Annotated in this window: 22 protein-coding genes and 1 other RNA gene; 5 read left to right on the top strand and 18 right to left on the bottom strand. The window is 49.2% G+C overall.

Features of this window, described 5'->3' with window-relative positions; genetic code table 11:
• Positions 1-27: 27 nt before the first annotated feature.
• The 11 genes from ACZ5ZV_RS01340 to ACZ5ZV_RS01290 form a co-directional block, all read right to left on the bottom strand.
• Positions 28-945, bottom strand: coding sequence for a hypothetical protein (locus ACZ5ZV_RS01340; RefSeq protein WP_464119521.1), 918 nt, complete (start codon positions 943-945; stop codon positions 28-30).
• Positions 945-3,365, bottom strand: coding sequence for a fimbria/pilus outer membrane usher protein (locus ACZ5ZV_RS01335; RefSeq protein WP_464119519.1), 2,421 nt, complete (start codon positions 3,363-3,365; stop codon positions 945-947). The genes ACZ5ZV_RS01340 and ACZ5ZV_RS01335 overlap by 1 nt, the downstream gene beginning before the upstream one ends.
• A complete protein-coding gene (locus tag ACZ5ZV_RS01330) occupies positions 3,362-4,099 on the bottom strand; it encodes a fimbria/pilus periplasmic chaperone (RefSeq protein ID WP_464119517.1) in 738 nt (245 codons plus the stop codon). The genes ACZ5ZV_RS01335 and ACZ5ZV_RS01330 overlap by 4 nt, the downstream gene beginning before the upstream one ends.
• 68 nt (positions 4,100-4,167) lie before the next feature.
• Entirely contained in the window at positions 4,168-4,380 is a 213-nt protein-coding gene (locus ACZ5ZV_RS01325; protein WP_464119515.1) for a hypothetical protein, read from the bottom strand.
• Positions 4,381-4,412: 32 nt separating this feature from the next.
• Positions 4,413-6,380, bottom strand: a complete 1,968-nt coding sequence (locus ACZ5ZV_RS01320; RefSeq protein WP_464119513.1) for a HAMP domain-containing sensor histidine kinase — start codon at positions 6,378-6,380, stop codon at positions 4,413-4,415.
• A complete protein-coding gene (locus ACZ5ZV_RS01315; protein ID WP_464119511.1) occupies positions 6,377-7,330 on the bottom strand; it encodes a hypothetical protein in 954 nt (317 codons plus the stop codon). The genes ACZ5ZV_RS01320 and ACZ5ZV_RS01315 overlap by 4 nt, the downstream gene beginning before the upstream one ends.
• Positions 7,311-7,790, bottom strand: coding sequence for a hypothetical protein (locus tag ACZ5ZV_RS01310; RefSeq protein ID WP_464119510.1), 480 nt, complete (start codon positions 7,788-7,790; stop codon positions 7,311-7,313). The genes ACZ5ZV_RS01315 and ACZ5ZV_RS01310 overlap by 20 nt, the downstream gene beginning before the upstream one ends.
• Before the next feature lie 98 nt (positions 7,791-7,888).
• Positions 7,889-8,932, bottom strand: coding sequence for a rod shape-determining protein (locus tag ACZ5ZV_RS01305; protein WP_464119508.1), 1,044 nt, complete (start codon positions 8,930-8,932; stop codon positions 7,889-7,891).
• A gap of 100 nt (positions 8,933-9,032) precedes the next feature.
• Positions 9,033-10,073 carry a hypothetical protein gene (locus ACZ5ZV_RS01300; protein ID WP_464119507.1) on the bottom strand — a complete coding sequence of 347 codons (1,041 nt, stop codon included), beginning with the start codon at positions 10,071-10,073 and terminating at the stop codon, positions 9,033-9,035.
• 253 nt (positions 10,074-10,326) lie between these two features.
• Complete coding sequence (locus ACZ5ZV_RS01295) at positions 10,327-11,961, bottom strand: glycerol-3-phosphate dehydrogenase/oxidase (protein WP_464119505.1); 1,635 nt, start codon at positions 11,959-11,961, stop codon at positions 10,327-10,329.
• A 3-nt stretch (positions 11,962-11,964) separates the two neighbouring features.
• Positions 11,965-12,420 (bottom strand): hypothetical protein, encoded by a 456-nt coding sequence (locus ACZ5ZV_RS01290; RefSeq protein WP_464119503.1) that lies wholly within the window; start codon positions 12,418-12,420, stop codon positions 11,965-11,967.
• 51 nt (positions 12,421-12,471) lie between these two features.
• Here ACZ5ZV_RS01290 and ACZ5ZV_RS01285 point away from each other — a divergent pair, with 51 nt between their 5' ends.
• Positions 12,472-13,215 (top strand): HAD family hydrolase, encoded by a 744-nt coding sequence (locus tag ACZ5ZV_RS01285; RefSeq protein WP_464119501.1) that lies wholly within the window; start codon positions 12,472-12,474, stop codon positions 13,213-13,215.
• A 129-nt stretch (positions 13,216-13,344) separates the two neighbouring features.
• On the top strand, positions 13,345-14,697 hold the full coding sequence (locus tag ACZ5ZV_RS01280) for a PAS domain-containing protein (RefSeq protein WP_464119499.1): 1,353 nt from the start codon (positions 13,345-13,347) through the stop codon (positions 14,695-14,697).
• Between the two features lie 38 nt (positions 14,698-14,735).
• On the opposite strand, the gene ACZ5ZV_RS01275 is transcribed toward ACZ5ZV_RS01280, so the two are convergent.
• The 7 genes from ACZ5ZV_RS01275 to ACZ5ZV_RS01245 form a co-directional block, all read right to left on the bottom strand.
• On the bottom strand, positions 14,736-16,058 hold the full coding sequence (locus ACZ5ZV_RS01275; protein ID WP_464119497.1) for an aminopeptidase P family protein: 1,323 nt from the start codon (positions 16,056-16,058) through the stop codon (positions 14,736-14,738).
• A gap of 10 nt (positions 16,059-16,068) precedes the next feature.
• The gene (locus ACZ5ZV_RS01270; RefSeq protein ID WP_464119495.1) at positions 16,069-17,088 is read right to left on the bottom strand and encodes a patatin-like phospholipase family protein; all 1,020 of its coding nucleotides are present in this window, start codon (positions 17,086-17,088) and stop codon (positions 16,069-16,071) included.
• Complete coding sequence (locus ACZ5ZV_RS01265) at positions 17,057-17,833, bottom strand: TlyA family RNA methyltransferase (protein WP_464119493.1); 777 nt, start codon at positions 17,831-17,833, stop codon at positions 17,057-17,059. The genes ACZ5ZV_RS01270 and ACZ5ZV_RS01265 overlap by 32 nt, the downstream gene beginning before the upstream one ends.
• A gap of 4 nt (positions 17,834-17,837) precedes the next feature.
• Positions 17,838-18,707 (bottom strand): polyprenyl synthetase family protein, encoded by an 870-nt coding sequence (locus tag ACZ5ZV_RS01260; RefSeq protein ID WP_464119491.1) that lies wholly within the window; start codon positions 18,705-18,707, stop codon positions 17,838-17,840.
• Positions 18,708-18,709: 2 nt separating this feature from the next.
• Positions 18,710-18,934, bottom strand: a complete 225-nt coding sequence (locus tag ACZ5ZV_RS01255; protein WP_464119489.1) for an exodeoxyribonuclease VII small subunit — start codon at positions 18,932-18,934, stop codon at positions 18,710-18,712.
• Complete coding sequence (xseA, locus tag ACZ5ZV_RS01250) at positions 18,935-20,341, bottom strand: exodeoxyribonuclease VII large subunit (protein WP_464119488.1); 1,407 nt, start codon at positions 20,339-20,341, stop codon at positions 18,935-18,937.
• Positions 20,342-20,415: 74 nt separating this feature from the next.
• Positions 20,416-20,574, bottom strand: coding sequence for a hypothetical protein (locus ACZ5ZV_RS01245; RefSeq protein WP_347358010.1), 159 nt, complete (start codon positions 20,572-20,574; stop codon positions 20,416-20,418).
• Between the two features lie 140 nt (positions 20,575-20,714).
• On the opposite strand from ACZ5ZV_RS01245, the gene ssrS reads away from it, so the two are divergent.
• From ssrS to ACZ5ZV_RS01230, 3 genes are all read left to right on the top strand, one after another.
• Positions 20,715-20,894, top strand: a non-coding RNA gene (gene ssrS / locus ACZ5ZV_RS01240) — 6S RNA.
• A gap of 118 nt (positions 20,895-21,012) precedes the next feature.
• On the top strand, positions 21,013-22,974 hold the full coding sequence (locus ACZ5ZV_RS01235) for a hypothetical protein (protein WP_464119486.1): 1,962 nt from the start codon (positions 21,013-21,015) through the stop codon (positions 22,972-22,974).
• The gene (locus ACZ5ZV_RS01230) at positions 22,956-23,516 is read left to right on the top strand and encodes a hypothetical protein (protein ID WP_464119484.1); all 561 of its coding nucleotides are present in this window, start codon (positions 22,956-22,958) and stop codon (positions 23,514-23,516) included. Before ACZ5ZV_RS01235 ends, ACZ5ZV_RS01230 begins: the two co-directional genes overlap by 19 nt.
• Positions 23,517-23,595 lie beyond the last annotated feature (79 nt).

Below are 23,595 nucleotides of genomic sequence, written 5' to 3'. Positions count from 1 at the left end.
AAAGCCGGTCTTTTGAGGCCGGCTTTTTTATTGATTGGATTGAATAGTCAGATTGATCGTATCCTGATAAGAACCCTGGGACTTGCCGGTGGTATTCCCGATAGTGATCTCAACCGGATTGACCAGTCCGCTCGCGGGTGAAGCCCCAGAACCCGAGGCAATCAGTGTCCACCAAGGAATGGCGATGACATTTCCGTTGATCTTGAAAGTATAATCAATCGTATCTGTGCCCCCGACCTTCTTCAACTTTCCGCCATTGTCTGTCCAGGCATACAAAGAAAACCCAGCATTGTACTTCAAAATAATATCCGCCGTTCCCTTCGCCCCGGCGATGAGTCCATTCGCAAAGTTCATCGTGTGTGTGGTTTTGTTGATATCAAAAGAACCGCCAGAGGAAACCACAGATATATCGGCCTTGCGATGCGCCCCAAAAGTTAAAGTCTGGGAATGCGACGCCACCAGCGTGGCATTATTTACAGGCCCCCGGTACAGTCTGACGGTCAGCGTGTCAACATAGGTGCCCGCCGCTCTCCAGTCATTGCTTGTATCGATGGAAATTGTGTATGAATGCGTTTGCGTATTATACGAATTATTCCCCTGAAGTTTATCACAGATAAAATCACCGCAAGAAACCCCTTCGGGAAACTTCTTCAGAATCTGCATGCCAGAGGCATCCTTTGAAACCTGATAAGGCCACGTGTTAGAAGCGAATTTCAAGGAACGTGTCGTATAAGAAGTTGAAGAACCATAATCAAACGTCAAAAAATAGTTGCAGGCCCCTTTGGTGGTGTCGCCATTGACGACTAATCCGAAGGTTTCCTTCATGCTGCCGCCGGTCTGAAAGTAAGGCGCTGGCTGAGTCAGATGAAATCCCATATCAGAGCAGGCCTCGACCAACTCTGCGAAGAACAAGGGTAACGCCAGGAAAAGAATCCACTTTTTCATTATCGCGTCTCCTGAGGTTTCAGCTTAACGGTTTCAACTATCAGCACTTTTTCCGCCTGCTTAGGCACTTCGAACATAAAGCCTTCCAATCCGGCCCGATCCGTCACAACCTTGTAGGTGCCAGGCTCAAGCCCCTCAATAAGGAAGCGGCCTTCTTTGTTGGTGAAGAACGAGTTATCCACCAGCGTTCCCCGAGCATCAAATACGTCTCCCGCCGCATAGGACAGGGGTTCGCCTGACGGAAGAAGAACCTGTCCCTTCACCATGACCTTCTTAGTAATCTTCACATCCAGCAGCAAGCCACTTCGATAAGTTAACTGAGTTCCATAGAACTCCTGATCCATCAAATACCCCACAGGCAGCGATGTCGAATCCACATTAAGAGTGTTTCGGTAATAGGCTGATTGATCGCGCAGCACCACGGTCTTTCGCGGACCTAACTGAGCCTGACCACGATCTCCCGTCGGATTGATTATCAGCGATTGATCCTGATCCAGCTGATCTGAATGAATCAACACAAAGCTGTCACTGATAGGCTGAGTAAAGGCCGCTCGATTCCCCACCCAGGCTATCCCGGTATTTAAGCCCACGGATGAAACATTCGACTGCTGACCATCTTGATCAAAGTTGAAGTGATCCAATCTTATACTGGCTGGTTGAGTCAGATATTCGGCAGAGAGGCTGCGTGAATTCTTATTGTCACTATTTTGCAAAGAGGCATTCCAACGATAGTCATCGTACTGGTAGCGATTATGACGATGAACCGCCAGATTGGTCGTCTTCTCAAGCGAATCATGATAAGCGCTGGCACTATGCAGGCCCTGGGATTCATTCCAGAAGAAAGATAGCAGTAACCGGTCTTCTTCTTTGTTTTGCATCGTCTTGTTATAGGCGATTTCAAGACGCATCTGTCGGCGTACAGGGATTGTCAAATTTCCACGATAAATCCGCTGATCTTCCTGGTTGGCAAACTGCAAAGCTCCGGCTCCGACTCCCAACAACCACGACGAGTCAAAGCGATAGTTCAGTTGCGTGTCATAGCGTCTGAGGTACTTCTGCGTATCCAGGGACGAGATCCCTGCGACGACGGGGCTGAAATCGCGATCTTGATTTTCAGCTTCTAGCATAAATAACACGGGCATCTGATGCCCCATAATCTTATCCAGGGACCGATAGGTCAGGCGTTGCGCAAATCCCGTCTTCTGCGAAGACTCTGAACCTTGCGCCATCTGCATTGACAGATATCCCCAAGGACTCACTCCAGAAACCTCTCCACCCAGCAACAGTTGCGAAAAATAGCTTTGATAGTTCATGCCGACCGTCAACTGATCGGTGATACCTCGCCGATGAAACAGACTGACAAAGACCGCTGAATTATCATAGGCCCGATCACCACCTGACACTTTCCAGGGCATACCCGCTGCATAAGAAAACTCTTGAATATTCTTGGCCAAAAGACTGTTTTCATAAAGTAGCGAGAAGTCATAAACTTCCTCTTGCCCAAGGTCGTCTTTGACCTTGATCCGCACACTGCTTTGGCCGCTGGCCAAAGGAAAATCGCGAATATTAAAGACTCCGGGGCTTAGACGCAATTGACTGAACAGCAGTCCATTCACGTAAATTTCAACGATCGAGGATCGCTTGATAATAATCTCTGTGCTGCTTAACGGAGTCAGTGTTTTATACGGCTGAATGGAAAACTCTCGGCTTGCCGCCACGCCGGCCAATGACGGTGAAATCTGAAATCCCACCGAGCGAAGAGTGAGGTCTCCCAGAGTGTAACGGACCATATTCGCTTCATCGTCATGACGGATCCGCGTGTCCTGACGACGCCACTTGTCCGTTCCGTCTTCTTGGAAATCCGCGCTGGACTCCAGGACAACGCCCCTGACATTTTCCACCAGCTCCACATTACCGGTCATTCCACGTCGCTTGTTTTCGATCTCACTTCCATATTGCCAGGATTGCTGAGTCCTCAGATTCAGATATCCACTGTGTTCGGACGGTCGCAGATACTTTTTATTTTCAAACTCAATGAAATTCAGATCCACCGTCTGTGGCTTGCGATGCTTCGAAGGAAGATCCAAACGCAATTCCAGACTTGGAGGATCAAATGACACTGAAAAGCCCGCAGCCTCGAGATCCTTTAATGTCAAAACGCCCTGCGGACGCACACTTTGCTGCAATTTCAAAAATAATTCATCTTTCAGGATAGGCTGGATAGCCATAAGCAGTGGTGCTGCTTCGACCGAAAACTGGTCCGCATCCTCACGGGGGAAAAGCCAAGCCTCCGCAAGTGATCTTCCATCCAGCACCAAAGGAGCCATCAAAAAAGGCTTCTCAAGATTGGGGCGAGCTTGTGCCAAGTTAGCGAGCGGGCCCAGGATCAGAAAAATAAGAACGTACCAGAACTTCTTCAATTATCAGATTCCTTCAACGTCAGTTCAGCTTTCAATTCCTGATTTGCAGGGACTTCTTTTACAGTATCTAGCTCAACAGAAGCCACATCCCCCGGCAAAAGATTGATGGATTCAATTTCCTTTTTGCTGGTTAGATCCAGCAGAACTGTCTCTGCAGCCTTGATCTTAAGACCTTTAAAAAGCAGTACCCGATGAGCAGCACCTTCATTGGCAAAAGTTACGGTCACCTTCTTGGGTCCTGACTTCTTTACTTGTTTGACGACCACCTGGGCCTGCGCGCCCTCAGGAGTCACGTAAGCAGAGGCTACATACTGCAATAAAAACTTCAGATTGACTGATGTCTTCTTCGGAGCAGAGTTCTTTTCACGAAAATCCACTGGCAACTGGGAGGCCACCAGACGATAGGCTTTTTCTTTTCCATCCGTGATCTGTCCTGCCCATGACACGCGGACATTTCTTTTTTCTTTCGGAAGAAGAACCACCTGCTCTGGATAAATGGCAAAGTCTTCCGTTTTTGTTCGGACTTCTTCGCCTTTTTTGTTGGTGGATCGCGCAAAGGCTTCAATCTGCACCGGCAGCTTTTCGTCACCGGGATTTTCTATGACAAGCACTTGTGTAGAGCGCGGGCCCGACGGAGTAAACTCCACCACCATCGGCGAAAAACGAAAGGCCCAAGCTGCAAATGACGGAAGGAAAAGTAAGATAGCAATCGACTGAAGAATGATTTTTGTCATACCTCTTAATAATAAGAGGTGTTTTAAGAGCGATGAAGAACTCATCAATCAAATTTTAACAACTGGCCTTAAGGCGCTTCAACACGCACCACGGAAGCGGGCGCGCGTTTATCAACTACGACTTTCAGGTGAGGAGAGTTTTTGGATATGTGCAACTTTCCATTTTCTGCCTTGATGTCGACCTTCTCCGGAACTTTTCCGCTAAGGTGAATTTTTCCATCTCCGGCCATGGCCAGTGAACAGAACAAAGTCAGAATTGCAGTTGCGACAAGAAGTCTCATGCATTTCTTGTCGGCGTTGCTGGACCAAAGCTTTAGGACAATGGTTGAGGATTTTTTTCCTGAATCGGAGGATAAACCGGAATGACCAATATAAATTCAGTTCCCACACCCACCTCGGAGCGAGCCTGAATTTCCCCACCGTGGTTCTGTACAATCCCATAGGAAATACTCAAACCCAGACCGGTTCCCTGCCCCACACCCTTGGTGGTGAAGAACGGATCAAATATTTTTTCCAGAACATCGGCCGACATCCCTTTGCCGCTGTCTTGAATTGAGACTTGCACCCAACCTCGCTTGTCCTTGGAGCCCTTAAAGTCCTTCAAGGCCGTGGTGGAAATCCAGATGTGGCCATTCCCCTCAATAGCCTGCACGGCATTTGAAAGTATGTTCATAAACACCTGATTGATCTGACTGGCATAACAGTGAACCAAAGGCGTCGGCTCATATTGCCTGTGAATCTCGATGCGGTTTTTGATTTCGCCCTGCAACAGATTCAAAGTTGTATCCAGGCTTTGATGTACATCGATCTCTTGAAGCTTGGCCTCTTCCAGACGAGAGAAGTTGCGCAAACCCAGGACGATATCGCGCGTACGACGAGCCCCATCCTGACAGGACGCCACCAGCTTCGGCAGATCCTTCACGATATAGTCAAACTCGTATTCTTCTTTCAAAGCAGGAAGCTTCGGTGGATCTTTTTCAGCCACTTCCGCTAGCTCGATCAGCTTTTCTGAATACTCTTTCAGGTGAGTCATATTGCTGTAAATAAATCCAATGGGGTTATTCAGCTCGTGGGCAACCCCTGCAACCAACTGACCCAAGCTGACCATTTTGGCAGAGTGAACCAACTTGGTTTGTGTGTCCTTGAGCTCTTTGTTGGCAGCCTCAAGTTCAGTGATTTTTTTGCGCAAATCAGAACGCGCAACCCAGATTTTCTTACTCATTTCATTGAACGACTCTGTCAGAAGACCGATTTCGGTGTCATTTTTTACCGGAATGGTCACTGCCTGCTCTTGGGATTCAAAAGACTGCAAGGCCTCTACCAGATCATACAAGGGTTTTAGCACCCAGCTGGAAGTCACCAGAATTGTCAAAATCAAAAGAATGATAACGGCGCCAACGACACTGATAAAGGCATAGTTCACGTTCTTCAAGACGGCTTTGGCTTCAATCTTGGAAGCCCCCAACGCCACATAGAACTTTGTGATGCCCCAATCAATGGGATAGATCAGGAAGCCGTAAGGATTGCTGCGCACATTCAGATCGAAGAAGGGCTCCACTCCGGGCCGGAAATAGGGTCTGAAGAAGTCTTTTTTATAAAGATAGAAATCGGGATGGCTAGCCACCACCACCTGACCGTTGTCAGAGAAAAAGATCAGCTCCAGTTTCAGACGACTTTTTATTTTACCGACAAACGCCCTGTTCAGATCCACGATCTGTTCCATGTAACCCACCAGACGCCCCCCGGCGCCCGTCACCTTGGAAATCAGGATCAGATTGACCTTTTGTTTGTCACCGAATTCAGCCAGTGCGATCTCTTTTTGATCTTTGAGCTGCGCCATGTATTTCGCGGACAGAAAGACTGCATCCTGAACCGGCACAAAGCTTCGCACGTTGTCTTTTTCATCTTTAAACACAGAAGCCAACATGCGCCCTTCCCGATTGAAGAACGTCAAACTGGAAAGACTGTCTGATTTGATCCATTGAGATGAGATATTGCGAATAGTCCCGCTGTCCCCTTCGGACATATGATAGATCAGACTGGGATCACGAACATAACGATCCCGCTTTTGCCCCAGGCTTGAGCGCAGATCGTTGAGCATCAAATCGATTTCCCGAGCGTTGCCGCTAAGACGCTGCGACAGCTCGTGGTCGATGGCTTTTTCGTACTTGATCATTGAGTAGCCCGTGACAAAAGCCAAGGGCACAACGGAAAACAGAACAAACCAGACAATCAAGATCGTGCGCAATGATCGTTTGGGTTTCTTTCTGAGTGTTTTCACTTTTTCGATTCATCCAATGTGAAGATCAGTCGAATGATTCCATCAGGCATCACGCGCGGATGTTTTTCCTTCGAGAACTTCGGTTTGCCATAAGCCGACATGAAATTCATCAGGTCCTGATATTTCGCCTCTGGGATTGTGAAGTGATAATACATGGAGGTTGGTGTTTTCTTCCAACCCAGTTCCACGGAGCCGGCTTTACGACCACCCAGTTCAATAATTTTATCTGAAAACTTGGGACCGATGGTTTCAATGTTTGTGGCTGAAATTTCACCCCGATAAAGATAGCCTCCACCGCCACTGGCAGCAGGAACATCCGTCGCTTTTTCCGGAGCTTTAGCCACGGCCGTCGGGGCCGGTGTGGCTGACGGCGATGCTTTCAGTTCCGCCGCAGTCGGAACTTTTTCCGGCGACTTCGCCACCACCGCCGGAGATGGAGCCTCTTTCACACCCTCATCCACAAACTCGGGTTTTTCTTCCACCACCGTCTTTGTTTCTGTCTTCGAAACTTCGGCCAGTATCACTTCCTTGGAGCCCATCATGCTTCCAAGCTGCATCACCTTCTGCCAAGGCGTTACCGACAGCAAGGTGACAATCACACCAACCACCACCAAAGCTTCCAATCCCCACTTCAGGCCCTGGGGCCATTTATCGAAGTTGGACTTTTGCATCAGAACCGTCAGATAACTCGACGGAGCGTTGATTTGTTCGATAATGGGCTCTGAGACCCGCGTGTCTGCCAGGAGTTCAGCGTATTTCTGACCATTTTCAATTTTGTTCAGATCCAGCTGGGCATCCCGTGAAAACTTCACGTGGTCCGCCACTGCTGCACGACGCTCGGGATCCAGACTGTCAGTCAGGAAATCATACAAGAGTTCATGCCCGATGAACGGGGACATTTCTCTTTTGTTCTTTTTTGAAAGAGGAATCTTATTTTCCTGCTGAGCCATGCTTTATTTTACTCACACCTTGGGTCATACTTCCCAGCTTGCGTAGCGCCCGGCCCAATCGATAGCGAATGGTGCCTTCGGTAATTCCCAAACCAGCGGAAATATCGTCATCATGAATCTTTAAAATCTTAGACCAGATCACAGTCAAAAGCTCGTCCTCAGAGGCGGTCTTTTGAAATTCGCGCCATGGGCCCAGATCAACGGATTCAGGGATCAGCCAGCCGGATTCAACTGTGGTATTGGGACGCCCGCGCGAAACCCGCACCTTGTACTTGTCCCATACCGATTTGGTGGCCGCCACGATCGCAACAGAGTTTTTTAATTCAGGATTTCTATTTTTGCGGCCCCGACAAAGGACCAGAGCTTGCGATGAAGCCTCTACCGCCTTTTGATCATCCAGCAAAGCAAAGTAAAAGAATAGAGCGATAGATTGTACGTCGGCCTCTGTCATCGCAGTCATACTATCAGGTAATTCGGAAACAATCTAACAGGCTGTTGAAAAAGTCCAGTCAGACCGGAATGCCAGGATGGCACTTCGGCCTGATCGATGAAATGCAATTAGTCGACAGTCAGCTGTCTTAGAAGGTCGAGTTGGTCAAGCACCTTGCCAGAGCCCATAACCACACAACTCAATGGATCTTCTGCGATAGAAACCGGAAGTCCAGTTCTCTCTCTCAAAAGTACGTCCAGGTTTGCCAGCAAGGCGCCCCCGCCGGTCAGAACAATGCCGTTATCCACGATATCGGAAGCCAATTCAGGCGGAGTCTTTTCCAAAGCCGTGCGAACTGCATCGACAACTTCAGACAAAGGATCCATCAAGGCATCGTTAACCTGGGAAGAAGTGATTTCGATGGTCTTCGGAGCGCCCGCAACCAGGTCACGGCCTTTGATCTCCATGGATTTTTCTTCTTCGAAGGGATATGCGTTACCGATTTGGATTTTGATGTTTTCAGCTGTTCTTTCACCGATCAAAAGATTGAACTGACGACGAACGTAATTCACGATCGCTTCATCAAACTTATCACCGGCCACTTTGATGGATTTGCAATAAACAATACCGCCCAAAGAAATAACTGCAACACCTGTGGTACCACCACCCATATCGACAACCATATTGCCGGAAGGTTCAGTGATCGGAAGGCCCGCACCGATAGCCGCCGCCATTGGTTCCTCAATCAGATACACCTCACGAGCCCCTGCGGACTGAGCGGCCTCTTTCACCGCGCGTTTTTCAACTTGAGTGATCCCGTAAGGTACGCAGATGATGATGCGTGGACGGATGAAGGATTTTTTCTCTCCCAAAGATTTGCCGATGAAGTATCTCAACATGGATTGAGTGACTTCAAAATCCGCAATAACGCCGTCTTTGATTGGGCGGATGGCCACGATGCTGCCCGGTGTACGTCCCAACATGTCTTTGGCTTCTTTACCCACCGCCAGAACGCGATTCTGCATTCCACGATAGTTCTTTTGAACTGCAACAACAGAAGGCTCATCTAGGATAATTCCGCGGCCTTTTACATAAACAAGGGTGTTAGCAGTGCCGAGGTCAATGGCGATATCATTTGAAAAATAGTCTTGAACTTTGTCAAAAAAACTCATGCTGAATCTCACTTCAGGAAATATTCATCGGGCCTAAAACATCTCAAGTCTAGGTTCTATAAAAACCGGAGTCAATGCAGATATTTAGGCCTTTTTTGAGTTATTTTGACGCAGGCGCACAACTCAGAGTCATCTCACGACCCGCAAGCTTTGCACGGAAACGAACCTCCAAGCCACCCGTCAAAGACGTTTCGGCCTGCATAGTTTTATCGACATCAAGATCTTGAGCCACCACCTGAATGCGCTCTTCCTGCCCGCCTTGTGCCGGTTTCAAACGAAGAAGAATTCTTTCTGAAGAACGCCCACGGAAAACTTCCTTTTCCACGGTGTTTTTCACGTCCCAAACAATTTCTTCCGCACGCTCGGTGCTGCGACGACCCACCTCGTTGTTGGCAAAGCTGCATCTAATACGGCTTAAATCCGCTTTCGCACGCTTAAAGGAGCTGTGGGAAATACATGTCGCTGACACTTCCTTTTCGGTTTCTTCATTGGTGACTTTCAACTGAATCGGATACCCCAAAGCCGATCGCACAGAGAAGCGGTATTCCCCCTTCTGCTGGGACAGATCAATTTCACCCTGAGCTGCTGTCTGGGCTTGGGCCGGAGTCATGACAAAACGGGCCCGACCGTAGGTATCAATCAGGCTCCCCAAAATCTCGTATGAATTTTCAGACTTCGCATTCCAGAACATGTCACGATAAATTTGGCGACGTTGTGGATTGAACGGGTTCATGTTCTGAATAATAGAGCGGTCGCGCAGATCCATGCCGTTCACTTCACAGCGTGCCGTGCTCATACCCTGCAAGCCGCCTGTCGGAGACACCGTGGTCCCGTTGGCACACATACGATTGAAAGTTTCCACACGCATCTCGCGCGCGCAGTTATTATTAAGGGCATCATTCAGCAAAGCATCACAGTAGGCCGCCTTCGAAGTCAGGCGCTGTTTCCCAGTCGTACAGCCATTCTGATGGTATTCATAGGTGAACTCTGATGTCGCACCCGGCACCTGTGGAGTTGGACTTGTCGGATTCACCACAACAGGAGGAGTTGCACCACCACCGCCGCCGCCGCCTCCACCATTGGAGCAAGCCGCCACTGACAGGGCAAGAACCGATAGAACTATGTGCAATTGAGAACGCATGGGCACCTCCAAAACAGGAAACCACCTCTGATGTATCAAAGAGCCTGCCAGCCTCTGGTCCATACAGATTCCATAATGAGACGACAGAGCTGTTAAAGTTTTGTCATCGGTGACATTTTGAGACACCAGGACGTGAGCGTGAAGGACGACGACAGAACTGCCAGTCCCGGCAAGCTCGATTGCGTGCCAAGGGTGTCGTATTCTGATCAAAACGGGCTTCCGGCCATTTCAGAATACTTCCTGCCTTAAAGCTTTAGACGTGCTTCTTCCATTCCAATTCATGCGCCATGTATTCAGTCAGCATGTGCTTTTCATCTTTCAAGCGGCTGTCACTCCAACCCAGTTTGTCCTGGAAGACCTGCCCGATCTCTTCAAGATATTTGACTCCATGATTGCGATCCGCAAGGAACAACGGCACACGGCGGGCGTAAAAATCACGCATATGAAGACACATCGTGGAATCAATTGCCTGGGCCGCTTCCAACTGCCAGTAAGTCATGTCAGAGGAGTACTTGTTAAGAATCTCCTCACCCTCCATACCATAGCGTTCTGCCAGAAGTCTCATCTCTTCATAAGGGCGACCGGTCTCTTGAGACCACACATCGGCCTGAACCTTGGCCTGAAGGAAGGCGTCCACACTGGTATAGGCGTTCAGAGGCTTGGTTGTATCAGATTTGCTCCAGGCCACACGCTCTTCAAATGAAAACGACTGCAAAGCCGCATCGACGGTTTGTTCACACATCAAACGATACGTCGTGTACTTTCCACCCGCCACAAAAGTCACACCACGATCATCATGAATGATTGTATGTTCGCGGCTGGTCTTGCCTTCGCTGGAGGAGCCATCATTCACCAGAGGGCGTACCCCGGCATAACTGGCGATGATGTCGTGAGCTGTCAGGTTGGCACCCGGGAAGTAGTAGTCCGTGACTGACAGAAGATATTTTACATCTTCCGGTGTCGCTGAAACATTTTCCGGCGCATCCTTAAAGTCAGTGTCCGTGGTTCCAATGATAATCATTTCGTGACGGGGAATACCGAACACAATACGATCACTTTTTTCCGCCGCCATCACCACAGCACTGCTTAAAGGCAGACGGTGCTTTGGCAGCGTCAGGTGAATACCCTTGGTCGGGCGCAGGATGTTTTTCCAGTCTTTAAATATCTTTTCACCCAGACTGTCAGTCCATGGGCCAACGCTGCTGATGATATGTCGGCCTTTGATTGCAAACTTTTCTTGCGAATGCTGATCTTCACACAGAACTGACTCAATCTTTCCGTCAGATCCGAACTGCACGCCCGTGGCTTTCACATAGTTCGCACAGAGCGCCCCATTTTCATTTGCCGAGCGCAAGGTTTCATGAACCAAGCGATCATCATCCATATAAGCGTCGGAATAAATATAAGAGCCCAGCAGCTGCTGATGGCGCAGTGCCGGCATACGATCCATGGATTCTTCGGCATTCAGTCGCTCGTGAATTTCCGGAGTCTGAAACAAGGAAAGAGCATCATAAAGCCACATGCCCAACCCCATCTTGAACATTCCGACCCGGCTTTCCTCATAAAGAGGAATCATGAAGCGCAGTGGATGCACCAGGTGAGGCGCCATATCAAACAAACGTGTGCGTTCGTTCAATGCCTCAAAGACAAGTTTAAATTCCATGTTTTCCAGGTAGCGAATACCACCGTGAATTAATTTGCTGGATTTGGATGACGTGCCCGATGCAAAATCCCGGGCTTCGATCAAAGCCACCTTCATGCCACGGGCGGAAGCATCACGCGCCACACCCGCGCCATTGATTCCTCCCCCGATAATAATCAGATCAAATTCCTGAGATTTCATTTTATTGATGTTCTGAATTCGATTTGCGAAGGAGAAATTTTTCATGTTTTATCCTTTTGTCGTCTTCACAGAAAGTGTTCCCGGCTGCCATGATTCGGGCCTGAAGGCCTTCACAGAATTGGGCACTCCATTTTCGTTCGGGAAATAAACTCTTTGCAGATGTTTTTCTCTTCCCAGTTTATAGGCAAGCTCACATAGTTCATCGCGGGCCTGCAAAGATGTGTATTGAACGTGCTCAACCCAAAGGGACTGTGTCTGGCCGTCCAGGAACAGCAGTGGCTGGGCGATGAAGTATCCCATCAACTTGTTTGTGTCCTGCTCCAGCGCCAGAAAGCTCCAGCCCAAAGCAATATAATGATTCAAGGCTTCCACTCGAAATTTCGAGTTCCAGCCGGCCATCATTCTTTCCATCTCATCCGGATAAGCTTCCGCAAGCTTTCTGCTTTCCAGATCCAAAATTTGCTGCAAATCTTCCGACTGAATCACTCGACAATAAAGGCTCATGGCCTCAGGTCTCCTTGTCATTTTTCATTTCATATTTCATACTAAGAGCCTATGAAATACAAAGATTATTCCACCGACATTTGGAAGCGCATAGATACGATACTGGACCTCGTTCTGAAAGAAGATTCTGCACCAGTGGCAGCTTTTGATGCGGATGGAACATTGTGGGATACCGATCTGGGCGAAACCTTCTTCCACCATCAAATTGACAATCGCCTGGTGCAACTTCCGCCGGATCCCTGGGAACACTATCAAACCATGAAAGCGGCTGATCCGACAAAGGCCTACCTTTGGCTAGCTCAGATCTGCCGGGGGCAAAAATTGGAGCAGGTTCATCAATGGGCTATTGACGCCGTTAAAGGACACTTCCCGGTTCCCGTCTTCACAGAGCAGAAGAGACTGATCGATCTGTTTCTTTCCAAAGGCGTGCGTATCTATGTCGTCACCGCATCCGTTAAATGGGCGGTCGAACCCGGCGCAGAAATGCTGGGTCTTAGCAAGGATGATGTCATCGGAGTTGAAACCGTTGTCGAAAATGGAACCATCACAGATATTCAAAAGGGTCTGATCACCTACAAACAAGGCAAAGTGGATGCATTGCTGGAAAGAACCGGCGGAAAAAAGCCGTTCTTCGCTTCCGGAAATACCATGGGTGATTATCAGCTTTTACAATCAGCCACCCACCTGGGACTGGCAGTCAGCGCCGCTGCACGCGACGATAAATTATTTAAGACAGAAAAAGAGCTGCAAGAATACGCAGAAAAGCATTCTTGGCTGTCCCACAGATTTATATAACTCAAGGAATGTTTATATAACTCAAGAAATGTCTCCACCGAGCCGGTGGATTATTTCAGGGACTTCCTCATATTTGTTGATGTGATTTGCGGCTTGAAGCTATAGCAGTGTTTCTTTGAGGAGACACTGGTGCTTAATCTTGAAGCCGACTTTGCATTACACGAATTATTCTTTTCAAAAACCGATTTCAAAGGCCTGATTCAAACCGGAAACAAGGTCTTTCTTCGGGTGAGCGAGTATCAAGAAGAGGAAATTCTACGTCGTCCTCATAATATCATCCGCCATCCCGACATGCCCCGATGCGTTTTTAAACTTTTCTGGAGTTTTCTCAAGGAAGGAAAGCCGATCTGTGCTTACGTAAAAAATCGCAGCAAGAACGGCCGGTTTTACTGGGTCTTTGCCATGGCCTTCCCAATGGATGATGGCTATTTGTCCATTCGCTTAAAACCCAGCACAGCCCTGATGTGCGAAATTCAGACCGTGTACGCCGACCTTCTGCAAAAAGAGCAAGCCGGCGTCTCGCTTGAGCAGGCGACTGAGGATCTTTTAAAGGCTTTACTGGAGAAGGGATTCTCATCCTACGAAGACTTTATGAATAAAGCCCTGTTGGCTGAGATGAAATCTCGTGATGGCCTGCTGACGCTGTCTCAGGAAAATCTCGCACCGGCAATCAGCACCGACAGCGGACTTCTGGAGGGACTTCTGCGAGCATCACGAGCCTGCACAGAGACTGCTCGCAAAGCCTTCAACCTGGCCGATCAACTCAGCGAACGGACCGGCGCTCTTAAGACAAAATCCCGGGCTATCGATGAACTCTGCCGCGAGGTTCAGATGGTCACCACGAACCTTACCATCTCCGCAGCCAAATTGGGGGAAGTGGGAAAACCCCTGGGTGTGGTTTCCAACAACCTGGAAAAGCTGGCTGAAGACATTCTTAGCAACACCCTGGATTTTGAAAAAACTTTCACTTCGTTTCATCAATCAGCTGCAGAAATGTATCTGGCGATTGACGTCTCCCGCTTTCAGATAGAAATGATGAATCATCTGCTGGAAGAAACCTTGTATCGTGAGGACACCCAGGCTTCTATCAGCGAGGAACAAGAGCAAATGCTGATTCAAAACTGCGATCTATTAAAGCAGTTGATTTCCTCAAACTTTGCGACGGTACTGAACACCGCCAAAGAGCTCACAAAAGAAAACAAGTCGCTGATCCGATCAGTGTCGATGCTTTCCAAAGTGACTGCCGGGATGGATGTCATCTGCGTGGTCGGAAAAATTGAAATGTCCAGAGTGAAAGAACTCTCTTCGTCGCTGGAAGCCCTTCTGGGGGACATGGAAGAGCTGACAGAAAGCTTTAAAAAAATTCTGCGCTCTATTGAGGGGGAAAGCAAATGGGGACTGGGTATGTCCAATGAGCTGCGTGAACAGCTGACTTTCATTTCGCAGAACTTACGCCAGGTGGATCGCGCCATCACCGCCTAAGAAAAAAGCCCTCGATCAAGAGGGCTTTTTTTACCGAACTATGCTTTGCCAACAACTTTTTCGATGTCCGCAATTTCTTTTGGCACGGAAGAAGTCATATTCTCAGAGCCTGTGGAGGTGACCCGCAAATTGTCCTCGATACGAATACCAATACCGCGGTACTTCTGAGGAGCTGATGTGTCGTCAGCTGGGATATAAATACCCGGTTCAATGGTGAAGCACATGTTGGCTTCAATCGGACGAGGCTCGCCCTTCTTGAAGTAAAGGCCGGCATCATGCACATCCATGCCCAACCAGTGACCGATGCCATGCGGGTAGTATTTTTTCTGCGCCAAGGCCTGAATAAGATCATCCTTGCGACCGGATAGAAGCCCCAGATCCAGCATCAGATCCGTCAGCAACGACGTCCCCATATCATGCAGGTCCTTAAACACAATTCCCGGCTTCACGAAATCGCAGATCTGCTTCTGAACTTTCAAAACACCTTCATACACCCGAGCCTGCTCATCCGTGAACTTTCCGTTCACAGGATACGTGCGCGTGATATCGCCCGTGTAGTAATTAAACTCGGCCCCGGCGTCGATCAAAAGAAGATCCCCATCCTGGCAGACCTGATCGTTAAAATTATAATGAAGAGTCGTCGCTGCATTGCCCGAAGCGACGATGTAATTATACCCTTCGCGCGCTGAACCGCGCATGTAGAAATTGTGCGCCAGAACTCCTTGGATCTGACGTTCGGTCACCCCCGGACGAGTAAAGCGCATCGCCGCCAAATGAGCTTGCGCAGAGATCTCGCACGCCTCACGCAACTGAGTCAGTTCATATTCGGATTTTACCAAACGCATTTCACCCAACAGCGTATCGGCATCGAGAATCGTCAAAAGACCATTCCCCATGCGACCCTGCAAAGCCTTCACGCTTTCCAGAACATCCTGCATCTTGTGATCCATCTCAGGATTCTTGTACTGGCGATAGTAAACACGATCGACTTCTTTTAATAGTTGTGGAGCGACTTTGCTGAACTCATCAATTGGATAGGCCTTGTCGACCTTGAACTCGCGCTCACAGCCCTCGGGTCCATAGCGGAAACCATCCCAAGTTTCTCTTTCGACATCACGGCGACGCACGAACATCACCGTTTCAGGCTTAAGCCCCGGACGGTAAACCAGAACAGACTCCGGCTCTTCCCAACCCGTCAGATAGAAAAGATTTGAGTCCTGTCGATAAGGGAAATGACAGTCATGGTTACGAATATATTCCGGATGGGAAGTCACCACCAAAGCAGCCCCTGGGATCTGCTCGCCGGCTTTTCTTCTTCTTTCGGCAAAGATGTTCATGTCATACGTGGGTTTTCTGCTCATAAAAATTCTCCTAAAGACCCCATTTACGCGTCAGGCTCTTCAACTGTTTGGCTGCGGCATCCGTACCTTTGTTCATGATTTCCCGACGCTTTTCAAAATCCATAATACCATAACCGGACGTATCCAGTGAAATGACCGTATCAACTCCCGGCAAAGGCTTATTATACAGTCCCGCCACTTCACTCCATAATACGTTGTCTGTAGCCTGAGCATCCAAGGTGAACGGCTTAGACCCGCCCGGTGCCTGCAGAACATTGACGAAGACGATGTAATTCGCCCCCTTCTGGCGCAGATAATTGGCCAAAGAAGTGATGTCGCGGATGCCGGAAACGCTGTTCTGATACGGCTTAAAGAGCGGCGGATACGCCATGCACAGATACATCAACTGGTCGATGCTTCCTCGGTTCATCAGGTAAACCTGATTCTTCTTCAGATTGTAAGACGGACACGCGAACGGAACTTTAAAGTCCTCGATTTTGGCTCGATTGAATGCGACCCCGACAAAGTCCTTCAACACTGTCACGTCGTTGTTTTTGTTTACCCCACCCAGCAAGGACTTCTTTAACACCTCTTCGTCCTTGAGCTTGAACATCTGCCACTCAACTTCGTTGGCAAGTTCCTTATTTGCATACAGGGCTGCCATTGGTGACCCAAACTCGACACCGCCAATGGCGTAAACTGGAACTTTGGCTCTTTGCAACTCATGCAAGAACCCGATATGAGCGTAGGTCTTTGCGCCTCCCGCCCCCAGGATCACACCGATCTTGGGCATTGTGGGAATCACAGGAGCCGGAGGTGGCGGCGGAGTGATCTCTGTCACCTCTTCTTCATCTGTTTCCATCGGTGGGGGTGTTCCGATATTTTCACGTTCCTGAGGACGCTGCTGCTGAGGAGACACAGGACGGGTTTGTGGCATGGAGGGTGGCGTTCCCTTACGAACGTCCTCGCGAGTTCTGATGCTCTGACAACTTGCCAGGAAGAGAAACAGCAACAGCCAGCTAGATTTTTTTTGCGTAAATAAAGAACTCATTATTTCCGTCCTTTCCCTGAATCGGAGATGGGAAGTAGTCGAGAACCTTAAATCCATTTTCAGAACAAAGAGCTTTTATTCTGGTCTCGACCTCTGCATACAAAGAAACATCTTTGACTATACCCCCCTTTGAAAGGCCGTCAACGCCGACCTCAAATTGGGGCTTTACCAGGCTTAAAAGACAGCCTTCAGTCTTAAGAAAGCCTGCCAGTTCCGGTACGATCAATGCAATTGAAATGAAAGAAACATCCATCACCACCAGATCAAATTTTTCTGGCGGCGTGGCCTTCAGGACTTGGTCGTTCCGGGAAAGATTTCGGGCGTTGATTCCTTCGATCACCTGCAAACGGGAATCCTTCAGAAGTTGCGGATGTACCTGCCCATGCCCTACATCCACACCCAGAACCTTTTCTGCCCCCTGCTGCAAAAGGCAGTCAGTGAAACCACCTGTGGAGATTCCCACATCCAGAACTTTGAGGCCCTTCGGAGATTTCCCCACATGAGCCAACGCACCTTCCAACTTAAGCCCCCCACGGGAGACAAAGCGATTGGCCGGTCCGGACTCCACCGTGATCAGACCCGCCTGCGCCGCAGTGACTGCATAACTGGATTTTTTGAGAATCTTTTTTTGCAAATTTTCAGAAAGATAAACTTGTCCCGCCTCGATCAGTTCCTGTGCATGAGTGCGCGACTGCGCCAGACCCTTTTCAACAAGATAAAGATCCAAGCGCACTTTTTCTGACATAGAACTACACCTGACGATTTTGATTGAAGCTGATAAGGAATTCCAACATGGGCGCATCCGCAGAAACCTTGCGAAGCTCTGCCAGTGTCGATGCACTAAGATCCTTCAGATAAGTCTTGGTTCCCTCCAGGCCCAAAATGCCCGTGAAACTACGCAAGTCCTGTCCCTTTTCGCCGTGATCCAGCACATCGTCAGCCACTTGGAAGGCCAATCCCAAACCTTCTCCGAACTTTTTCAAGCTTTCGATATCAGTTGGCTTGGCTCCGGCAATCACAGCGGCCCCCTCGACTGCGACACGGATCAAAGCCCCTGTCTTCAGACGATGCAGATGGGTTAGCTCTTCCAATGACATCTGTTTGTCACCGGCGCGTAGATCAATGGCCTGGCCACCCACCATACCACGGATGCCTGCCGCAGATGAAAGCAGTCGGCCCAGTTGAGCCACCAGGAAACTATTATCAGCGTAGCCTTCAGCAATCAGCATAAAGGCCTCGGTCAAAAGAGCATCCCCGGCAAGCAAGGCAAAGTCCTCACCGTAGACCTTATGATTCGTTGGCTTGCCTCGGCGCATGTCGTCGTTATCCATGCATGGAAGGTCATCATGAATCAGAGAATAAGTATGAACCAGTTCCACCGCTGCGGCGAAGGGAAGAATTTTTTCTTTGTTGGCACCAAAAAGCTCTCCCACCAGCAATGACAAGACCGGACGGAAGCGCTTGCCACCATTGGTGGCAGAATAAAGCATGGATTTGCGCAATTCAGCGATGGCCGCTCCCTCGGGAAGCTCCATCTCAGACAGATACTTTTCCACAAACTGATTTACAGTTTCAGTGCGTGCCGCTATTTCCTGTTCAATCTGAATTGCCAAATCCAAGATTAGTTCTCCTCAGCGGTGAAATCAGATGTCACCGGCTGACCGTCTGCGCCCACCGACATCAAAAGTTTCACTTTGGATTCAGCCTCGTTCAGACGCTGATGACATTCCCGTGAAAGCTTCACACCTTCTTCAAAAAGCTTCAGTGATTCTTCCAGGGCCAGGTCGCCCTTTTCCATTTTCTGAACGATCTCTTCCAGACGTCCCAGCTTTTTCTCGAAATCCATTTATTCCCCTTTCACGCTGTCAACAACAGCGGTCAGTGAGCCCTGAGCCAGACGGATATCCAAAAGATCACCCTTTTTAACCTGGTCAGACGATTTAATAACAACACTATCCTTGGTCACGATGGAATAGCCCCGCTCAACCACCTTCAGCGGACTGAGACTGTCGAGCATCCCCATCACTTTACCCATACGGGCCTTTTTTCGCTCAATAGAGAACAGCAACGCCTTTTCTGTGCGTGCCTTCAGATATTCCAGATCCTTTTTCTTTTCCTGGATCAGGTCCTGCGGACTTCCCAGCTTTTCATTGAGCAGTTCCACCTTGTGGCGACGCTCTGCCAGGCGCCGGTTCATCGCAAACTCCAGACGGTTCAAAAGATCGTCGTTGCGCAATTCCAAATCCTGAAGGCGGCGCTGAGGATCCACCAATCGCTTTGAAAGACCCGTCATCTTTTCACGCAGATACTTCATCTTTTTTTCAAAAGAAAGTTTCAGCATGCGTTCCAAAGAAACCACTTTGTTGGCAAGCTCCCCGGAACTTTTTGCCACAAGCTCTGCTGCCGCCGACGGGGTCGGTGCACGCAGATCCGCGACAAAGTCAGCAATCGTAAAATCAATTTCGTGACCCACGGCCGAGATCACCGGAACCGGGCTGGCAGCAATCAGACGCGCCAGCTTTTCGTCGTTGAAGCACCACATGTCTTCGATCGAACCGCCTCCGCGTCCAACAATGACCACATCCACACCCGGAAGGGCGGTGGCCTTCTTAAAGGCTTCACAAATCTGTGGAGCAGCGGCTTCCCCCTGAACAATCGTCGGCACGACTGTGACCTGAATTGATTTAGCCCGACGGGAAAGTACATTCAGGATGTCCCGAATGGCCGCCCCGGTCGGAGAGGTCACAATCGCAATATGTCTTGGGAAGGTTGGAATGGGTCTTTTTTTAGATGTATCAAAAAGCCCTTCCGCTTTTAATTTCATCTTCAGTTGCTCGAAGGCTTTCTGCAAAGCCCCAGCACCCACAGGCTCCATCATCTCGCACATGAGTTGATAGTTTCCACGTGGCTCATACACCGTGATACGGCCGCGCACGATCACTTCCATGCCGTCGGTCGGCTTGAACTTCAGACGCGCATTGTGACCGCGGAACATCACCGCCGTAATCTGAGATTTAGAATCTTTTAAGCTGAAATAAAAGTGCCCCGACGTGTGCGCTTTGAAGTTGGAGATTTCACCCTTCACCCACACGGTCCCGATCTGACCCTCGAGAAGCTGTTTGACATAGATATTGAGCTGCTCAACAGAAAGCACGGAAGGTTCATTGCTTTTCGTCAATAGATCCGCAGCCCCCAGATTAGCCTGGGCGGAAATATCTGCTTTACGAAGAGCCTGATTAGGAGTGTCCGACATGGGAGCAGAGGCTAATGCCCTCCCCTGCCAGTGTCAATACTTCGGGAGTCAATACATTGAGAGTCAAGTGCGCACTAAAGGGAGGAGTACCAGACGTTCTGCACAGACCACAGTCCGCCGACAAAAAAGCAGATCCACGCCAGGGATTTGTGCTTCGTGATATTGGCGTAGGCCTGCCCCAGGCGCTCCTGTCCGATCCTTGCCAGGACGGGGTTCTCCAACACAACAACCATCAGGAGTCCATAGAAAAAAACCACAAATGGAAAAATAAAATCTAACTTTTCTGGCGTCATAAGCAATTTATCGGAGCTTTGCCAGAAAGTAAGAGTCCGGTTTGATTGACGGCTTTAAAAGACCTGATAGAATAGTCTTCAGAAGGGTTCGACGGCGTAAAGCTCTATCGAAAATAAACCTTACAAGCATATTTTTGGGAACTGTCCCTGACAATGGTGAGCAAGCTCAGCTCGTACTGAGAAGCCTAAAGTTGTTATCATGGTTACCCACCTTAGCTAAAACAGGTTTACTTTTTCAGAGTGGCCTTCGAGCCTTTTTTTATTTGTCTCATTTCAAGACAGTCCTGCAAAAAACTTCTGCAATTTTGTCATAATTTACTCTAAGAAATCATCGGCTTCATCGTTCAGGCTCCCGCCCGTAAGTCCGATAAGTTTCTTATGAAATTAAGCCGGACTCTGGCCGCTCTTCTGTGCGGTTGTTCTCTACTTCTATCTGGTTGTGGCAATGGCAATGGCTTTGAGGGCCGTGACGACTCTTCGTCGTCAGAACCCGCCTCCAACGAACCCCCTTATTATGGCAAACCCACTGAAATCGACAATGCTGCGGCAATCACAGTCACGGCACCTGCGATCTTCCGCTATCGGGGTTTGAGTTTTAGCCCCGGGGCCAGCACCAATGGCTTAACCGGTGTTGTAAACGAAGGAATGCCCATCGCCTTTGCTGAGTTTCATATCTATGATGAAGCCGGCACACGCATCCAGCAGGGCGAAACCACAACCGACGGTCTGGCCGTTTTCAAGATTCCAAAAACAGAAGGCACCTACACTTTAAAAGTGTATTCCCGCGCTCAGAACGCCTATCTGAATGTCAGCATTCTGAATGACATCTACGCCAACAGCCCGCACTTTGCCGCGCGCACCTTCACTGTCACGGCCTCTGACATCACCAACGGAACCAAGGATCTGACCTCTACTCCCGTCATTGCCGAAGCCGATGAAAACTTGTATCCAGGCATTGAAGGCGGCGCCTTCAATATCATGTATAATATCCTGCTTGCGAACGAATACATCCGCCGCAACATCAATAAAAACGTTCTAGAAAGTGGCGTCCCTTCTACTGACCCCAATAAATGGTGGGTGGCTGAAAAAGTGACCGTCTACTGGAAAGCCGGATTTAATCCGTATTCCTATTTCGGCTCCAACTCACCCCTGTCGTTCTATTCACCTGGAGACCGAAAGCTCTTTATCTTAGGGGGCGTCAGCGGTGACGTGAAATCCTCTGACACGGATCATTTCGATGACTCGGTGATTTTGCACGAATACGGTCACTTCCTGGAGGACGTCTATGGGAACTCAGCGTCTCCGGGCGGCTCGCACAACGGAAACTTCGTCATTGATGCGCGCCTGGCGTGGAGTGAAGGCTGGGCCAACTACCTGCAGGCAGCTGTTCTGACGGGTGCCGATGCTGCAAGCCTTGGAGTTGACGAAAGCCGCGTCCCCGATCAGGTTCGCTATCACTATTACGTCGATACCTATGGTTACAAGGGCAACGCCAAATCCGGCGTCAGCATTTCGTTCAACCTTTGGGAAAATGGCGAGACGGCTTCTATGGACAGAACAGCCACCGACCTTGAAGGCACAGGAACATTCCGTGAGGTGTCCGTCTCAAGAACTCTTTATAAAACCACACGCAAGAACGATGCAATTTATTCGGGCATCAAAACCGGTGCGGGTATCGCTTTTGCTGATATCTGGAAAACGTTCTCGGGTGAAGACACCCTTGGCCACAGGAAAAACAACAACCCAGTGGCCACAAGCCTTGTGAATACAGCTTTGTATCCAATCCCCAATTTCGGTCTGTTTAACAACCTGCTTTCCCGCAACATCGCCGCTAATGCCAAATGGGATACCATTTTGGATGAGGAAAAACAGAGCAAGACCACCAAAGACTATGCTTACTACCTCAGTGCGACCGGAGGCTCCTGCCCAACAACGTTCACTGTCGGCACACCCGAGACCAGTTTGGGTGACTTGGCAAGATCTCACCAGCAGGTCAATAATGACTTCTACCTCTTCTATTATGATGGCAGCGGTGGAAGCATCTCTATGAACTTCTCAAGCAGCAAGCTGAATTTGGATCTGATCCTTTACAAAAAAGACTACGTCTATTTCGAAGACACTCATTGGTACGCCGGCTATTCATCTTCGTATATCGCGCGACAAAGCCGTTCTGCAAGTGCCACGACAGAAACCGTCAGCTTAAGCGGGTTGTCCGCTGGCTATTACATCATCAATGTGAAAATCAACGCCTATAACAAGGTCAATTCAGACCTGAATGCCCCTGCCACTTACACCCTGACAAGAAATGGAGTCACCCCACTATGCGGAAGCGAAAGATAATCTTCACCGCGGCCTTTATGACCTTGGCTTTGGGAGCCTCCCTGTTTTCATTTTCTGGAAACTCTGAAGAGCGAAGTCCCGCGGCAGCAAGCAAAACAAGCTGGAGACCTCTTCCCATCGGAAAACATCTGGCCGCATTCCACGTAGAGCTAAAAACTGAGAACGAGATACCGGAAGATGCTGACGATGAAGTCTCTTTGGTCGCACGCATATTAGTCAATCAGGACCTGCAAAGTGATTTCACTTACTCCTGGAGTCTTCCCGAAGGAGTGTCTGTGGTTGAGGGGGAAGTGTCGGATTCTTTGGCCAACGTCAAAGCCGGACAAGTCGTGGAGCTGAAGTTGACTGTTGTGGGTTTCTCGAAAGAAAAACAGAAAATGATCTCTTTGGGAGTTAAGGCCCGTGCCGGCAATGAAGTCTTGGGAAATTCCGCCTTGATCGTCAGCCGCTCGGAAGACACCCTGGAAGCAGAAGCCCCGGAACTTCGACGTTCTGCCGAAGCTCAACTGGGAAGTGAAGTTTTCAAACGTCGGAGAAAATAAAAAAGGACCCGTCAGTGATCTGTACCCCAAATTTCGGACAGGAAAATAAAAGACCCTGTCCCATTTTTGGGGTATTTTC

This window comes from Bdellovibrio sp. HAGR004, from assembly GCF_055397015.1.
The sequence above is the reverse complement of the archived record's forward strand: the minus strand, read 5'-3'. Positions and strand labels throughout refer to the sequence as shown.

Excerpts from the sequence above, each read along its gene's own strand:
- ACZ5ZV_RS01245 (WP_347358010.1), bottom strand. The coding sequence starts at position 20,574 with ATGGTTGTTGTGTTGGAGAACCCCGTCCTGGCAAGGATCGGACAGGAG.
- ACZ5ZV_RS01325 (WP_464119515.1), bottom strand. The coding sequence starts at position 4,380 with ATGAGACTTCTTGTCGCAACTGCAATTCTGACTTTGTTCTGTTCACTG.
- ACZ5ZV_RS01255 (WP_464119489.1), bottom strand. The coding sequence starts at position 18,934 with ATGGATTTCGAGAAAAAGCTGGGACGTCTGGAAGAGATCGTTCAGAAA.
- ACZ5ZV_RS01330 (WP_464119517.1), bottom strand. The coding sequence starts at position 4,099 with ATGACAAAAATCATTCTTCAGTCGATTGCTATCTTACTTTTCCTTCCG.
- ACZ5ZV_RS01235 (WP_464119486.1), top strand. The coding sequence starts at position 21,013 with ATGAAATTAAGCCGGACTCTGGCCGCTCTTCTGTGCGGTTGTTCTCTA.
- ACZ5ZV_RS01270 (WP_464119495.1), bottom strand. The coding sequence starts at position 17,088 with ATGAGTTCTTTATTTACGCAAAAAAAATCTAGCTGGCTGTTGCTGTTT.
- ACZ5ZV_RS01300 (WP_464119507.1), bottom strand. The coding sequence starts at position 10,073 with ATGCGTTCTCAATTGCACATAGTTCTATCGGTTCTTGCCCTGTCAGTG.
- ACZ5ZV_RS01265 (WP_464119493.1), bottom strand. The coding sequence starts at position 17,833 with ATGTCAGAAAAAGTGCGCTTGGATCTTTATCTTGTTGAAAAGGGTCTG.
- ACZ5ZV_RS01285 (WP_464119501.1), top strand. The coding sequence starts at position 12,472 with ATGAAATACAAAGATTATTCCACCGACATTTGGAAGCGCATAGATACG.
- ACZ5ZV_RS01230 (WP_464119484.1), top strand. The coding sequence starts at position 22,956 with ATGCGGAAGCGAAAGATAATCTTCACCGCGGCCTTTATGACCTTGGCT.
- ACZ5ZV_RS01275 (WP_464119497.1), bottom strand. The coding sequence starts at position 16,058 with ATGAGCAGAAAACCCACGTATGACATGAACATCTTTGCCGAAAGAAGA.
- ACZ5ZV_RS01290 (WP_464119503.1), bottom strand. The coding sequence starts at position 12,420 with ATGAGCCTTTATTGTCGAGTGATTCAGTCGGAAGATTTGCAGCAAATT.
- ACZ5ZV_RS01305 (WP_464119508.1), bottom strand. The coding sequence starts at position 8,932 with ATGAGTTTTTTTGACAAAGTTCAAGACTATTTTTCAAATGATATCGCC.
- ACZ5ZV_RS01295 (WP_464119505.1), bottom strand. The coding sequence starts at position 11,961 with ATGAAAAATTTCTCCTTCGCAAATCGAATTCAGAACATCAATAAAATG.
- ACZ5ZV_RS01310 (WP_464119510.1), bottom strand. The coding sequence starts at position 7,790 with ATGACTGCGATGACAGAGGCCGACGTACAATCTATCGCTCTATTCTTT.
- ACZ5ZV_RS01340 (WP_464119521.1), bottom strand. The coding sequence starts at position 945 with ATGAAAAAGTGGATTCTTTTCCTGGCGTTACCCTTGTTCTTCGCAGAG.
- ACZ5ZV_RS01315 (WP_464119511.1), bottom strand. The coding sequence starts at position 7,330 with ATGGCTCAGCAGGAAAATAAGATTCCTCTTTCAAAAAAGAACAAAAGA.
- xseA (WP_464119488.1), bottom strand. The coding sequence starts at position 20,341 with ATGTCGGACACTCCTAATCAGGCTCTTCGTAAAGCAGATATTTCCGCC.